Raw genomic sequence first — 12184 nt, 5'->3', positions numbered from 1 at the left:
ACTATTTAAGAGGCTGGATGATTCCAGCCTTTTTTTGTACAGACAAAGTATCAGTGTTACCTTTCCTCTTTTAGAAATTATCAGTGGTGAACTTAACAGCCTGTTCCCCGAAAACTAATACTCAATGAAAATCAAAAGTAGCCTAGGAAACGAAGCCGACGATAGAACTTGAGTTCATCAAGGCAAGTTGACAACGGATAATTTTGATTTTCGAAGAGTATAAGAAGACGTAGAGTTTTATGGTGGGAGCGGGAAAGAACTCAACAGGTAAAAAGAGAGTTCGTCAACAATTTTTCGTTTCAAGTTGTTGAGCTGAAACAGTCTATTCCCAGACTGTTTCACTCCCGCCCCCCGCACAGGTCCAAAGGTCCGGGGAACCTCTGGAGGTTGGAAATGAAGCGAACTCTGTTCGCATCAGTCGTAGAGGTCAAATTTGGAGTGTAAAACACGAATTGCTGAGATTTGCTTCGCAAACCTTATCTCCAACCTTTAACAGTCCACTGGACTGTTAAACCCAATCAACCACTGCGATGAGATATTGACACGAACTTTGAGAAGCGCTGCTGGGCTTTTTGTCCAGCCTCTAAGTTCGTTTTATGTGACTCGCTCAATCTGTTAAAATTTGTCTGATTTTGATTGTCATCAAGTGTTATTATTTTTAGAAAATTTCAAAAAAATATTGACAGACTCTAAAAATCCAGCTATAATAATCTCAAATCAGAAAAGTAGCAGTAAGAAGTTTTCAGGGAGCCTGCGGTTATTGTGAGCAGGTAGCGGGTGATTGTGAAATTGGGCTGATAGTAAAGAGTGAAGATAAAACATATTTTTCAGGTAGGCACCCCTTATCGTGCGACTCCTTGTTTGAGGAGGATGAGATGACGAGAAATAGTTCTCGTTAAATGAGGTGGCACCGCGTTAGGCAACTTAAAACGCCCTCACACAGTTTTTTCTGTGTGAGGTTTTTTGATGTCAAAGTCTTATGGGAAGTAACTCTTTAAAAGTGAGACTATAATGTTTTCAGGGCGGCAGTCCTTACCATGCAACTCCTTGTTTGAGGAGGATGAGATGACGAGAGCTAATTCTCGTTAAATGAGGTGGCACCGCGCTAGACTAACTAACGCCCTCGCACAGAGCTTTTTTCTGTGCGGGGCTTTTTGCTTCTTTGGAGGAATGTTAATGTTTAAACGATGGCGACTGTTTTTCTAAATTATAAGGATTTCAGATATAGTCTTTAGTTTAGTTTGTTTTGTAGCATTAAATAGGAGTTGGTGCTATGGTATACCGCAAAATTTTCTGTTTATAACTAAAAGTAAGCTGAAAAATTAACGAATGAGAAAAACGAAAAGGAGACATAAAATGGCAGAACAAATCAGTAAAAAAGGTTATTTTGGTGAATTTGGAGGTAGTTTTGTACCTGAACCCATTCAACATTTATTGGACGAACTGGAAGATGTTTTCAATCGGTATAAGGATGATCCAGAATTTTTGAACGAATATCATTATTATTTAAAAGACTACTCAGGTCGAGAAACACCACTTTATTATGCGGAAAGTTTGACCAAACATTTGGGTGGGGCGAAAATCTATCTCAAACGTGAAGATTTGAATCACTTGGGTTCTCACAAACTAAATAATGTTCTAGGTCAAATTCTCTTAGCTAAACGTATGGGCAAAACCAAGGTTATTGCTGAGACAGGTGCGGGTCAGCACGGTGTAGCCACTGCAGCTGCGGCAGCGAAATTTGGTATGGCCTGTGATGTTTACATGGGAGCAGAAGATGTTAAACGCCAACGCCTAAACGTTTTCCGTATGGAGATGATGGGGGCAAAAGTTTATGCAGTGACTGCGGGGACGGCAACTCTTAAAGAAGCTGTTGATGCAGCCTTTGAAGCATGGATGTCAGACTTGGATGCTTTCTATGTTTTGGGTTCAGCTGTTGGTCCTCACCCTTATCCAACTATTGTTCATGAATTTCAGAAGGTTATCAGTGAAGAGTCACGTCATCAAATTTTAGAAAAAGAGGGACGTCTGCCAGATGCGGTAATTGCCTGTGTCGGTGGAGGCTCAAATGCGATTGGTGCCTTTTCACAGTATGTTGCAGATAAAGAAGTTACTTTGATTGGTGTTGAGGCTGCTGGGCATGGGATTGACACGGATAAGCATGCTGCGACAATGACCAAAGGAACTGTAGGAATTGTTGATGGAATGAAGACTTATGCTCTTTTTGCAGATGATGGTAGCATTGCTCCTGTTTATTCAATTTCTGCGGGTCTTGATTATCCAGGAGTTGGCCCAGAGCATGCTTTCTTGAGAAGTTCAGGGCGTGTAGAATACGTCCCAGCTACAGACGATGAAGCAGTACAAGCTCTGCTATTGCTCTCAAAAACAGAAGGGATTATACCAGCTATAGAGAGTTCTCATGCCATTGCTGAGGCTGTCAAGCGTGCTCCTAAAATGGGCAAAGATCAAATTATTATTGTCAATATTTCGGGTCGTGGCGATAAGGATGTAGCGTCAATCGCAGATTATTTAGAATCGAAAAATGATTAAACCTTTCAGAAAAGTAGTCTAAGGTGGATTTCAGAAAGCTTGTGGGCGATGGGAACAAGTATCTGACTTTGATGAACATTGGGCTGAAAGAGGGATTGGGGATAAACAATAGTCCTCAGGGTGGCACCCCTTACTGTGCAACTCCTTATTGGAGGAGGTTGAGATGACGAGAGCTAATTTTCGTCAAATGAGGTGGCACCGCGCTAGATTAACTAACGCCCTCGCACAGAGTTTTTTTCTGTGTGGGGATTTTGTTTTTATTTGGAGAGTGACTGTATGAAAAATATAACGGAGATTCGTCATGCGATTGATCAAATAGACCAAGGATTAGAACCTGTATTCGCAGTTCAGCACTTCTATCTAAGGCTAGTTTTTGAGCTACTCATCGTTAGTTTTTTTTCAAAATACAGTCAGTATTCCTCAAAAAACTGCCTTGATTAGCGAAAAACGATCTCTTATATAAAAGCACGTTACTTGTGAATACAGGTTCTTAATTCTTCTTTTGGCCAAGCGTCAGCGTTTAGTTGAACAAGCTGGGCGGTTAAAAATAAGAACGATATCCGAGTTGTTCAGGTAGCTGACAGGGTATCACAAGTTCTTGCTAGTCGGCGATAGGAGGCTGCTAAAGCCCATTTGTCTCCAGATGTGGCTGAGAAAATTTGGCGTTCAATGATTGAAGCCTTCACCGAGCTTGAAATGACAATTAATAAAGACAATTGATGAAAGGAAATTTCTATGAGAAAAATTTTACCAGCAGACACCTTGACACCTATTCTGGCTTATATGCGTGTGCAAGGTGAGCACAAGATCATCTTGGAGTCTATTCCACGTGAGAAAGAAAATGCCCGTTTTTCCATCGTGGCTTACAATCCTGTCTTTGAAATTATCTTTAAAGAAGGAGTTCTTTATGAAAATGGCAAAGCTGTGGAGCAAGATCCCTTGGATTATTTGAATCAAATAACGATAAAGGGCATTAGCTCAGAACTCCCCTTTGCTGGTGGTGCCATTGGTTTTGTCGGCTATGACATGATCAGTCTTTATGAAAATATCGGAGATATTCCAGTAGATACTATTGGAACACCAGATATGCACTTCTTTGTTTATGAATCTTACTTGATTTTCGATCATAAGAAGGAAAAAATTTACGTCATAGAGGATAACATCTACTCTGGTCGTGATAATGATACGGTGCGCCAAGCTCTTGGTCAAGTTATCACAGACTTACAGACGCAGGCTTCCAATGAATTTACACCGCAGGAACTTCATGCTTTGCAATTTTCCAATCATATCGAAAAAGAGGCCTTCACTGAAATGGTAGTCAAAGCAAAAAAGCTGATTCGTGAAGGTGATATGTTCCAATGTGTCATCAGCCAGCGCTTTTCAGCTGATTTTGAAGGTGACCCTTTAGATTATTATCGCAATTTACGCATCACTAATCCCTCCAATTACCTTTATTTTTATGATTTTGGGGATTATCAGGTTATTGGTGCCAGTCCGGAGAGTCTTGTTTCGGTAAAAAATCGAGTAGTAACCACCAATCCAATTGCAGGCACGAGACCTCGTGGTGACAGCGAGGAAGAAGATGTAGCTCTGGCTAAGGATTTGGTTTCAGATATTAAGGAAACAGCGGAGCATCGCATGTTAGTTGACTTGGGACGTAATGATTTAGGAAAAATTGCTAGAAATGGCACTGTCAAGGTAAGTAAGTACATGGAAGTTGAGTATTTTCGATATGTGATGCACCTGACCAGTGTGGTCAAAGGAGAACTCTTGTCGGCCTTATCGGCTGTTGATGCGCTTAAGTCAACTCTGCCAGCGGGTACTGTATCAGGTGCTCCTAAAATCCGTGCCATGCGTCGCATTTATGAATTAGAGCAGGAAAAGCGCGGCATCTATGCGGGTGCCATTGGTTACTTATCTGCGACTGGGGATATGGATTTTGCCATTGCTATTCGCACTATGATTTTGAAAAATCAAAAAGCCTATGTGCAGGCAGGTGCTGGCATTGTTTATGATAGCTTACCTGAAAATGAATTTTACGAAACCATCAACAAAGCCAAAGCTATGACGAGAATAGGAGATACACGATGATTTTACTGATTGATAATTATGATTCTTTCACTTACAATTTGGCACAATATTTAGGAACATTTACAGAGGTCAAGGTTTTGCGAAATGATGCTGATGCTCTGTATGAGGAGGCCGAAAGAGCAGACGGTTTAGTATTTTCACCAGGCCCAGGCTGGCCAGCAGACGCAGGCAAGATGGAAAGCATGATCAAGGACTTTGCTGGCCGTAAACCCATCTTGGGAGTTTGTTTGGGACACCAAGCTATTGCTGAAAGTTTTGGTGGAAAACTAGGGCTCGCTAAAAATGTCATGCATGGCAAACAGAGTTTTATCTCTCTTGAAACACCATCTCCTCTCTTTGAAGGGATTGACAAGGAAGTTCCCATTATGCGTTACCATTCCATTGTTGTGGAAAAAATACCAGCAGACTTTGAGGTTACTGCTATTACCACAGACGATCAAGAAATCATGGCTATTCAGCATAAACATTTCCCCATCTATGGCTTGCAGTACCATCCAGAAAGTATCGGTAGTCCAGATGGATTGAAAATGATTGAGAATTTTGTAAATTTAGTCAAACATAATGCTTAGACTCAATGAAAATCAAAATCAGACTAGGTGACGTAGGTGAAGACAGAACTAGAGTTCATCAAATCAGGTCAACACCGTTCGAGGTTGATTTTCGAAGAGAATTCATAAAAATCTGAGTTTAAGTAAGAACCTGTATCTACAGTTCAGCATTTCTATCTAAGGCTAGTTTTTGAGCCACTCATCGTTAGTTTTTTTTCAATATACAGTCAGTATTCTCTCAAAAAACTGCCTTGATTAGCGAAAAGTGATCTCTTATCTATAAGCACTTCGTTTGTGAATACAGGTTCTAATAACGCGAAACAGAGGAAACATTTTTTACATCATGAAAGGAAGACGTCAATGAAAGAAATTTTTACACAAATCTCAAATCGACAAGACTTATCAGAAGAACAAGTGGAAGCTCTTTTTGATAAAATCTTGAAAAATGAAGTATCAGAAAGTCAAATTGCTGCTTTTCTTATAGGACTTAAGACTAAAGGGGAGACTGCTGCTGAAATTACTGGTATTGTTCGAGCTCTTAAAAAGCACGCTACCCTTTTACCTGATTCTTTTGAGGATGCTATGTGCAATTGTGGGACGGGAGGGGATCAATCCTTTAGTTTTAATATTTCAACAACAGCTTGTTTTATCTTAGCGGCAGGTGGGATTCGCATGGCAAAGGCAGGCAATCGTTCTGTTTCTTCAAAATCAGGTTCAGCAGACGTCTTAGAGGCGCTGGGTATCAATGTTTCCGCTGCCCCGAAAACCCTATCAAGAGCACTTGATGAAGTTGGTCTCGCCTTTATCTTCGCCCAAACCATGCACCCAGCCATGCGCTATATTGGTCCGGCAAGAAAAGCTCTAGGGATTCCAACAGTCATGAATATTGTCGGTCCTTTGGCCAATCCTTTGGATTTGGAGTCGCAACTGATGGGGCTTTACCGCAAAGACTTGCAAGAAATGGCTGCTCAAACCATGAAAAAATTAGGACGTAAACGAGCTATTATCATCACTGGACCAGACAACATGGACGAAGCTGCGCTTTATGGTACCAATACCTATACACTATTAGAAGATGGTCAAATTAGTCAGCATAACTTTACCTATGAGGACTTAGACATGCCAAAGGTAGAGTTAGCAGATATTGTTGGAGGTGATGCCAGGGAAAATGCGGATATTTTACTTAGCGTTCTCCAAAATCAAGCTAGCCCTTACCTTGAAACAACGGTTCTAAATGCTGGACTAGGATTTTTTGCCAACGGTAAGACTAACACCATCAAAGAAGGTGTGGCACTAGCTCGCAAGCTACTAGCAGATGGGTCAGCTCTAGCTAAACTCAGACACTTGCAGGAGGTACAGATATGAGCAAAAGTTTTCTCCCCACAATCTTAGAACAGAAAGAAAAAGAAGTGGCTGGCTTGCCGATGGAGGAGTTGAAGTCACTTCGTCAGACTTATAAATTTTATGATTTCCTAAAAACTCACCCCAATAAACTGCAACTAATTGCTGAGGTAAAAAAAGCTAGTCCGAGTTTGGGGGACATCAATTTGGATATAGATATCGTCACTCAGGCCAAAACCTATGAGGCAAATGGTGCTGCGATGATTTCTGTTTTGACAGATGAATTGTTCTTTAAAGGTGATATTGATTATCTACGACAAATCTCCTCACAAGTGTCAATTCCGACCTTAGCCAAGGATTTTATTATTGATGAAAAGCAGATTGTTCGTAGTCGAAATGCTGGAGCAACGGTAATTTTGCTGATTGTGGCGGCCTTATCAGAAAAGCATCTCAAGGAGCTTTATGACTTTGCAACAGGACTTGGTTTAGAAGTTTTGGTTGAGACTCACAACCTGCCCGAGCTAGAGGTCGCTCATCGTATTGGTGCGAATATTATCGGTGTTAATAACCGTAATCTTGTGACATTTGAGACAGATATCAATACTAGCTTGGAACTTTCCACATATTTTAAAGGCAAGCCTGCCTACATTTCTGAATCAGCCCTATTTACAGCTGAGGATGCGGCTTTGGTGGCGCCTTACTTTAATGGTATTTTAGTCGGGACAGCCCTAATGACGGCTGATAATGTTGCTGAGAAAATAAAGGAGTTGCAGATTGACAAGGGTTAAAATTTGTGGTCTGTCAACGCTAGAAGCGGTAGAGATGGCAGTTAATAGCAGAGCAGACTACATTGGTTTTGTTTTTGCTCCAAGCAGGCGACAGGTGAGTTTGGCGCGAGCTAATGAACTTGCGAAAGTAGTTCCTGAGGCTACAAAAATCGTTGGAGTATTTGTATCACCTAGCCTTTCGGAATTAGAAGAGGCAATTGCTAAAGTTCCATTGGATATAGTACAAATTCATGGAGACTTTCCTGAAAAAGACTTGTCTAAAATCTCTGTTCCTGTCATTCGAGCCATCCAAATCAGAGATGATGAACCCCAGCTTGACAGCGCAGCGGATTTCCTGCTCTTTGATGCTCCAACAGCTGGCTCTGGTCAGGCTTTTGACTGGCACTTATTGGCGGAGAAGGAGATTAGAAAACCCTTCTTTATCGCAGGCGGTTTGACAGCAGAAAATGTGACAGAAGCGCAAGCTCTTTTTCAGCCCTATGCGGTGGATGTTTCGTCAGGGGTGGAAACCAACGGTATCAAGGACTTAGACAAGATTAGACAATTTATAGAAAGAGTGAAAAAATGACCTATCAAGAACCAAACCAACATGGATTTTATGGACAATTTGGTGGACAGTTTGTCCCAGAAACGCTGATGACAGCTGTGATTGAGTTGGATAAGGCCTATCGTGAGGCTAAGGCAGATCCAACTTTCCAAGCGGAATTGGATGATTTACTGATTCATTATGTAGGGCGTGAAACCCCACTGTACCATGCAAAGCAGCTGAGCAAGTATATCGGTGGTGCCCAAATTTACCTCAAACGTGAAGACTTGAACCACACTGGTGCTCATAAAATTAATAACGCCCTTGGTCAAGTGTTACTGGCCAAGCGCATGGGTAAGAAGAAAATCATTGCTGAAACAGGTGCGGGTCAACACGGTGTAGCAACAGCCACCGCAGCCGCTCTCTTTGACATGGAGTGTACCATTTATATGGGTGAAGAAGACGTTAAACGTCAGGCGCTCAACGTCTTTCGCATGGAGCTTTTAGGTGCTAAGGTACATAGTGTGACAGATGGTTCACGCGTACTCAAGGACGCGGTCAATGCAGCCCTGCGTGCTTGGGTGGCGGGTATTGATGACACCCACTATATCATGGGCTCTGCTCTTGGCCCAGCACCTTTTCCAGAAATTGTCCGAGATTTTCAATCGGTCATCGGTAAAGAATCTAAACGTCAATTTACGGAGATGACTGGAAAAGTCTTACCAGATGCGGTCATGGCATGTATTGGTGGTGGTTCAAATGCTATCGGTATGTTCTACCCCTTTGTCAATGATGAATCTGTTGCCATGTATGGTGCAGAAGCTTCTGGTCTGGGACTCAATACTGATAAGCATGCGGCAACTTTTGCTAAGGGGCGTCCAGGTATCCTCCATGGTGCCTTGATGGAGGTCTTGCAAGATGAACATGGTCAAATTATGGAAGCTTTCTCAATTTCGGCAGGATTAGATTACCCTGGCGTGGGGCCTGAACATTGTTATTTCAATGAGATTGGTCGTGCGACTTATGATTCTATCACCGATGAAGAAGCGCTTGAAGGTTTTAAACTCCTCTCACGTTTGGAAGGCATTATCCCAGCTCTGGAGTCAAGCCATGCCATTGCCCTAGCACAAAAGGTAGCAACGAAAATGACACCAGACCAATCTCTTATCGTTTGTTTATCTGGACGCGGTGATAAGGATGTTATGCAGGTCAAAGAGCGTTTTGAAGCGGAAGGGAAGTAAGATATGACAAAGACATTAACAAAACATTTGCAAGCAATTAAGAATAGTAAGCGTGGGATTTTCGTCCCTTATATCATGGCTGGCGACCATGCTAAGGGGTTAGATGGGCTTTTTGAGATTATTACTTTGTTGGAAAATAGCGGAGCTTCCGCCATTGAAGTCGGTATCCCATGGTCAGATCCAGTTGCCGATGGTCCTGTGATAGAGTTGGCAGGACAGCGCAGTCTAGCTAAAGGTGTCAATCTGGCAGCTATAGTCCAAAAATTGCAGGAGCAAAAAACAAAAGTTCCCCTTATCATCATGACCTACATTAATCCCGTCTATCAATATGGTATTGAAACATTCATCAAAGATTTAGTGGACACTTCTGTCAAAGGCTTGATTATTCCTGACTTACCACATGAACATGAAGATATGATTAAGCCTTTCTTGGAAGGAAGCGATATTGCACTTGTGCCACTTGTTAGTCTGACAACGGGACTTGACCGTCAAAAACTCTTGATTGATGGGGCAGAAGGATTTGTTTATGCAGTTGCCATCAATGGGGTTACTGGTAAGACAGGAAATTATCGAGATGATTTAGACAAGCATTTGGCCAACTTGACTGCCCATGCTGATATCCCTATTTTGACAGGATTTGGCGTTTCCACAGAAGAAGATATCGAGCGGTTTAATGCTGTTTCTGATGGAGTTATCGTAGGTACGAAAATCGTCCAAGGGCTTCACGATGGTAAAATTCAAGAAGTGACAGACTTTGTTGCATTTGGCTCTCAATTTGAGAAAAAATAAAAAGCTGATATTGAACTGTTCCTATGGTTAGACGTAAGATCTAACGAAAGATTCAGTTCAATTCAGCTTTTTATAGGATTAAATCGTAGATGAGTTTGAAATTGAGTAGAGTCAAAATGATAGCAATCAGATAGCCAAGGAAGGTGTTCCAACGGGCATTGACAAATTTTCCCATGATTTTAGGATTTGAAGTGAAGTAAACTAGAGGGAAGATTGAAAATGGTAAGGCAAGTGATAAGAAAACTTGTGAATAAACAATAAGTTGATCTAAAATGGTTTCCTTACTACCATAGAGCACTGCAGCAATGATGACCGGCAACAATGCTAAGAGTCGTGTGACCAGACGAATAAGCCATTGTGGTAGCTTGAAATGAAGAAATCCTTCCATAACAATTTGTCCAGTCAGTGTTCCTGTAATGGTTGAATTTTGACCGCTGGCTAGCAAAGCCACAGCAAATAAGGTTGATAGCAGCCCACTGGCAACACTACCAGCAATGGATGAGTCGCGTAGCGCATTGTACATCTGTGAAAAAGCACTGATATCACTAGCGTGTCCGTAGAAGAGGGAGGCTCCCAAGATGAGGAGTAAGGAGTTGACGATAAAGGCCAGACTCAATTGAAGATTGGAGTCCCAAGTCATAAAGCGTACGGCTTCTGTAACTGAATCAAGGTCCTTGTAATTAACTTTTCGTGTCTGTGAAATAGAGGAATGTAGGTAGAGATTGTGTGGCATAACAGTTGCTCCGATAATCCCCAAAGCCAGTGTCAGTCGGCTGTTGGCCGCTGTTTGTCGCAAATCAAAGATAGCTGAGTTGGGAAGGTAGCCATGTAAAATCCCAGAGAGGCTAGGTTTGGAGAGGAGAACCAGATAAATGAAAATCCCTAGAATGGTTAAGATCAAGGTTGATACCACAGCTTCAATTTTACGGAAACCTAACTTCATCAACGACAGGAGTAAAAAGACATCTAAAATGGTAATGAGAATGGAGAAAAGTAGTGGCCATCCAAAGAGTAGGTGAAGAGCGATCCCAGAGCCAATGACTTCAGCTAAGTCAGTTGCCATGAGGGCTAACTCGATAACCACAAAGAGTAAATAACGTAGCCATTTAGGAAGGTGGGCAGCTGTTGTCTGAGCCAAATCTTGACGAGTAACAATACCTAATTTTCCAGCCATTTGCTGTAACTGCATGGCAATGAGGGAAGAAATGAGGATGACGGACAATAAAAGGTATTTATAACTTGCGCCACCAACGACACTGGTAATCCAATTCCCTGGATCCATATAACCAACGGCCACTAGAGCTCCGGGGCCTAAAAAAGCACCGAGGGTTTTGAAAAAACCTGCATTTTTAGGGACGTTGACACTTTGATTAACTTCGCTAAGAGATATTTTTCTTTGTTTCATATAAATACTTCTTTCTGACAAGAAGTATTATAGCAGAAAATAGATTATTTGTTAAGAATATTTAAAAATAAAGTTAGGTATAGTTAAAAACAAATAATGCTAATCACTAAATAGCCGAAAAATAAAAATGGTACAAAAGGTAGGCGTTTAGTTTGGATAAAAAAGCAGGCTAGAATAGCTGACAGGGAGGCTAACTGAACCACCCAAAGGATTTCCTGAAAGCTAAGGAATAGTGAAAGGGTTGCCAGATAGTAAAAATCTCCGCTACCGATTTTCAAGTCAACCAGCTCTGCCATGACTCCGAATAATAAGAAGCATAGAGCTAGACTGTTAATCCCGGTAAAAGGTAGTGCCACTAAACTTGGAATGAGCCAGACGAGGAGAGGAAAGGATTGGTTTTGCCAATCATAGAGACTGAGTGTCAAGCTAAGGCAAATAATGAAAACTTGGCTGCCACTGAATTGCCCGCACCAAGCTAGATAGAAAACGATGCCCAAAATGGTCTCAAGAGCGACGTAGCGCCAAGGAATCTTCTGATTACACCACCGACAGCGCGACTTGTTGATAAGTTGTGAGAAGATGGGGATTAAATCTCTGACTTGCAGACAGTTTCCACAGGAATCGCAATGACTTTGTGGATAAAGGATAGATTTTTCGGGAAATCTATCCACAACCAAACCAATAAAAGATCCAAAACTGGTTCCTAAGAAAAAAATAAGTAAATTTGCCATACCTATTTATTCGAAAGTTTCAAGCAGAATGTTTGATTTTTAGTAAAAATAGACCTAACCCCACTTGTCAAGTCAAGTGCAACAAGTTCATTGATAACTAGAGTTCCAGAGGTTAAGCTGTTTGGGCTAGCCCAAACAAAATATTTGCGGTTTTATACTTGTGAAGTCGTCTAG

10 protein-coding genes, 1 pseudogene and 1 other annotated feature are annotated in these 12184 nt (G+C 41.6%); of the genes and pseudogenes, 9 read left to right on the top strand and 2 right to left on the bottom strand.

Annotated elements, in window-relative coordinates:
• The first annotated feature begins 703 nt into the window (after window positions 1-703).
• Window positions 704-940 (top strand) — a binding site (T-box leader).
• A 416-nt stretch (window positions 941-1356) separates the two neighbouring features.
• The 9 genes and pseudogenes from trpB (A3I7_RS0106845) to trpA all read left to right on the top strand — a co-directional run bounded on the left by trpB (A3I7_RS0106845) (window position 1357) and on the right by trpA (window position 9874).
• Complete coding sequence (trpB, locus tag A3I7_RS0106845) at window positions 1357-2550, top strand: tryptophan synthase subunit beta (RefSeq protein ID WP_018376047.1); 1194 nt, start codon at window positions 1357-1359, stop codon at window positions 2548-2550.
• Between the two features lie 493 nt (window positions 2551-3043).
• A pseudogene (locus tag A3I7_RS14540) lies at window positions 3044-3270 on the top strand (chorismate mutase).
• A 15-nt stretch (window positions 3271-3285) separates the two neighbouring features.
• Window positions 3286-4641 carry an anthranilate synthase component I gene (gene trpE / locus A3I7_RS0106825; RefSeq protein WP_018376044.1) on the top strand — a complete coding sequence of 452 codons (1356 nt, stop codon included), beginning with the start codon at window positions 3286-3288 and terminating at the stop codon, window positions 4639-4641.
• Window positions 4638-5210 (top strand): aminodeoxychorismate/anthranilate synthase component II, encoded by a 573-nt coding sequence (locus tag A3I7_RS0106820; protein ID WP_018376043.1) that lies wholly within the window; start codon window positions 4638-4640, stop codon window positions 5208-5210. The genes trpE and A3I7_RS0106820 overlap by 4 nt, the downstream gene beginning before the upstream one ends.
• A 339-nt stretch (window positions 5211-5549) precedes the next feature.
• Window positions 5550-6554 (top strand): anthranilate phosphoribosyltransferase, encoded by a 1005-nt coding sequence (gene trpD, locus A3I7_RS0106815; RefSeq protein ID WP_018376042.1) that lies wholly within the window; start codon window positions 5550-5552, stop codon window positions 6552-6554.
• On the top strand, window positions 6551-7318 hold the full coding sequence (gene trpC, locus A3I7_RS0106810) for an indole-3-glycerol phosphate synthase TrpC (RefSeq protein WP_018376041.1): 768 nt from the start codon (window positions 6551-6553) through the stop codon (window positions 7316-7318). Before trpD ends, trpC begins: the two co-directional genes overlap by 4 nt.
• Entirely contained in the window at window positions 7305-7886 is a 582-nt protein-coding gene (locus A3I7_RS0106805; protein WP_018376040.1) for a phosphoribosylanthranilate isomerase, read from the top strand. Before trpC ends, A3I7_RS0106805 begins: the two co-directional genes overlap by 14 nt.
• Entirely contained in the window at window positions 7883-9085 is a 1203-nt protein-coding gene (trpB, locus tag A3I7_RS0106800; RefSeq protein WP_018376039.1) for a tryptophan synthase subunit beta, read from the top strand. Before A3I7_RS0106805 ends, trpB (A3I7_RS0106800) begins: the two co-directional genes overlap by 4 nt.
• Before the next feature lie 3 nt (window positions 9086-9088).
• Complete coding sequence (gene trpA / locus A3I7_RS0106795; protein WP_018376038.1) at window positions 9089-9874, top strand: tryptophan synthase subunit alpha; 786 nt, start codon at window positions 9089-9091, stop codon at window positions 9872-9874.
• 70 nt (window positions 9875-9944) lie between these two features.
• Here the strand turns inward: trpA and A3I7_RS0106790 are convergent, their stop codons facing one another.
• Together A3I7_RS0106790 and A3I7_RS12610 are read right to left on the bottom strand one after the other, a co-directional pair.
• Window positions 9945-11279 (bottom strand): Nramp family divalent metal transporter, encoded by a 1335-nt coding sequence (locus tag A3I7_RS0106790; protein ID WP_018376037.1) that lies wholly within the window; start codon window positions 11277-11279, stop codon window positions 9945-9947.
• Window positions 11280-11362: 83 nt separating this feature from the next.
• Complete coding sequence (locus A3I7_RS12610) at window positions 11363-12010, bottom strand: prepilin peptidase (protein WP_033418619.1); 648 nt, start codon at window positions 12008-12010, stop codon at window positions 11363-11365.
• Window positions 12011-12184: the final 174 nt, after the last annotated feature.

This window comes from Streptococcus orisratti DSM 15617 (assembly GCF_000380105.1).
Taxonomy (GTDB): domain Bacteria; phylum Bacillota; class Bacilli; order Lactobacillales; family Streptococcaceae; genus Streptococcus; species Streptococcus orisratti.
This window is presented reverse-complemented; position numbering and strand designations above follow the sequence as displayed.

What these genes read in the sequence shown, in the direction of transcription:
- trpB (WP_018376047.1), top strand. Translation starts at nt 1,357, where the DNA reads ATGGCAGAACAAATCAGTAAAAAAGGTTATTTTGGTGAATTTGGAGGT.
- trpE (WP_018376044.1), top strand. Translation starts at nt 3,286, where the DNA reads ATGAGAAAAATTTTACCAGCAGACACCTTGACACCTATTCTGGCTTAT.
- A3I7_RS0106820 (WP_018376043.1), top strand. Translation starts at nt 4,638, where the DNA reads ATGATTTTACTGATTGATAATTATGATTCTTTCACTTACAATTTGGCA.
- trpD (WP_018376042.1), top strand. Translation starts at nt 5,550, where the DNA reads ATGAAAGAAATTTTTACACAAATCTCAAATCGACAAGACTTATCAGAA.
- trpC (WP_018376041.1), top strand. Translation starts at nt 6,551, where the DNA reads ATGAGCAAAAGTTTTCTCCCCACAATCTTAGAACAGAAAGAAAAAGAA.
- trpB (WP_018376039.1), top strand. Translation starts at nt 7,883, where the DNA reads ATGACCTATCAAGAACCAAACCAACATGGATTTTATGGACAATTTGGT.
- trpA (WP_018376038.1), top strand. Translation starts at nt 9,089, where the DNA reads ATGACAAAGACATTAACAAAACATTTGCAAGCAATTAAGAATAGTAAG.
- A3I7_RS0106790 (WP_018376037.1), bottom strand. Translation starts at nt 11,279, where the DNA reads ATGAAACAAAGAAAAATATCTCTTAGCGAAGTTAATCAAAGTGTCAAC.
- A3I7_RS12610 (WP_033418619.1), bottom strand. Translation starts at nt 12,010, where the DNA reads ATGGCAAATTTACTTATTTTTTTCTTAGGAACCAGTTTTGGATCTTTT.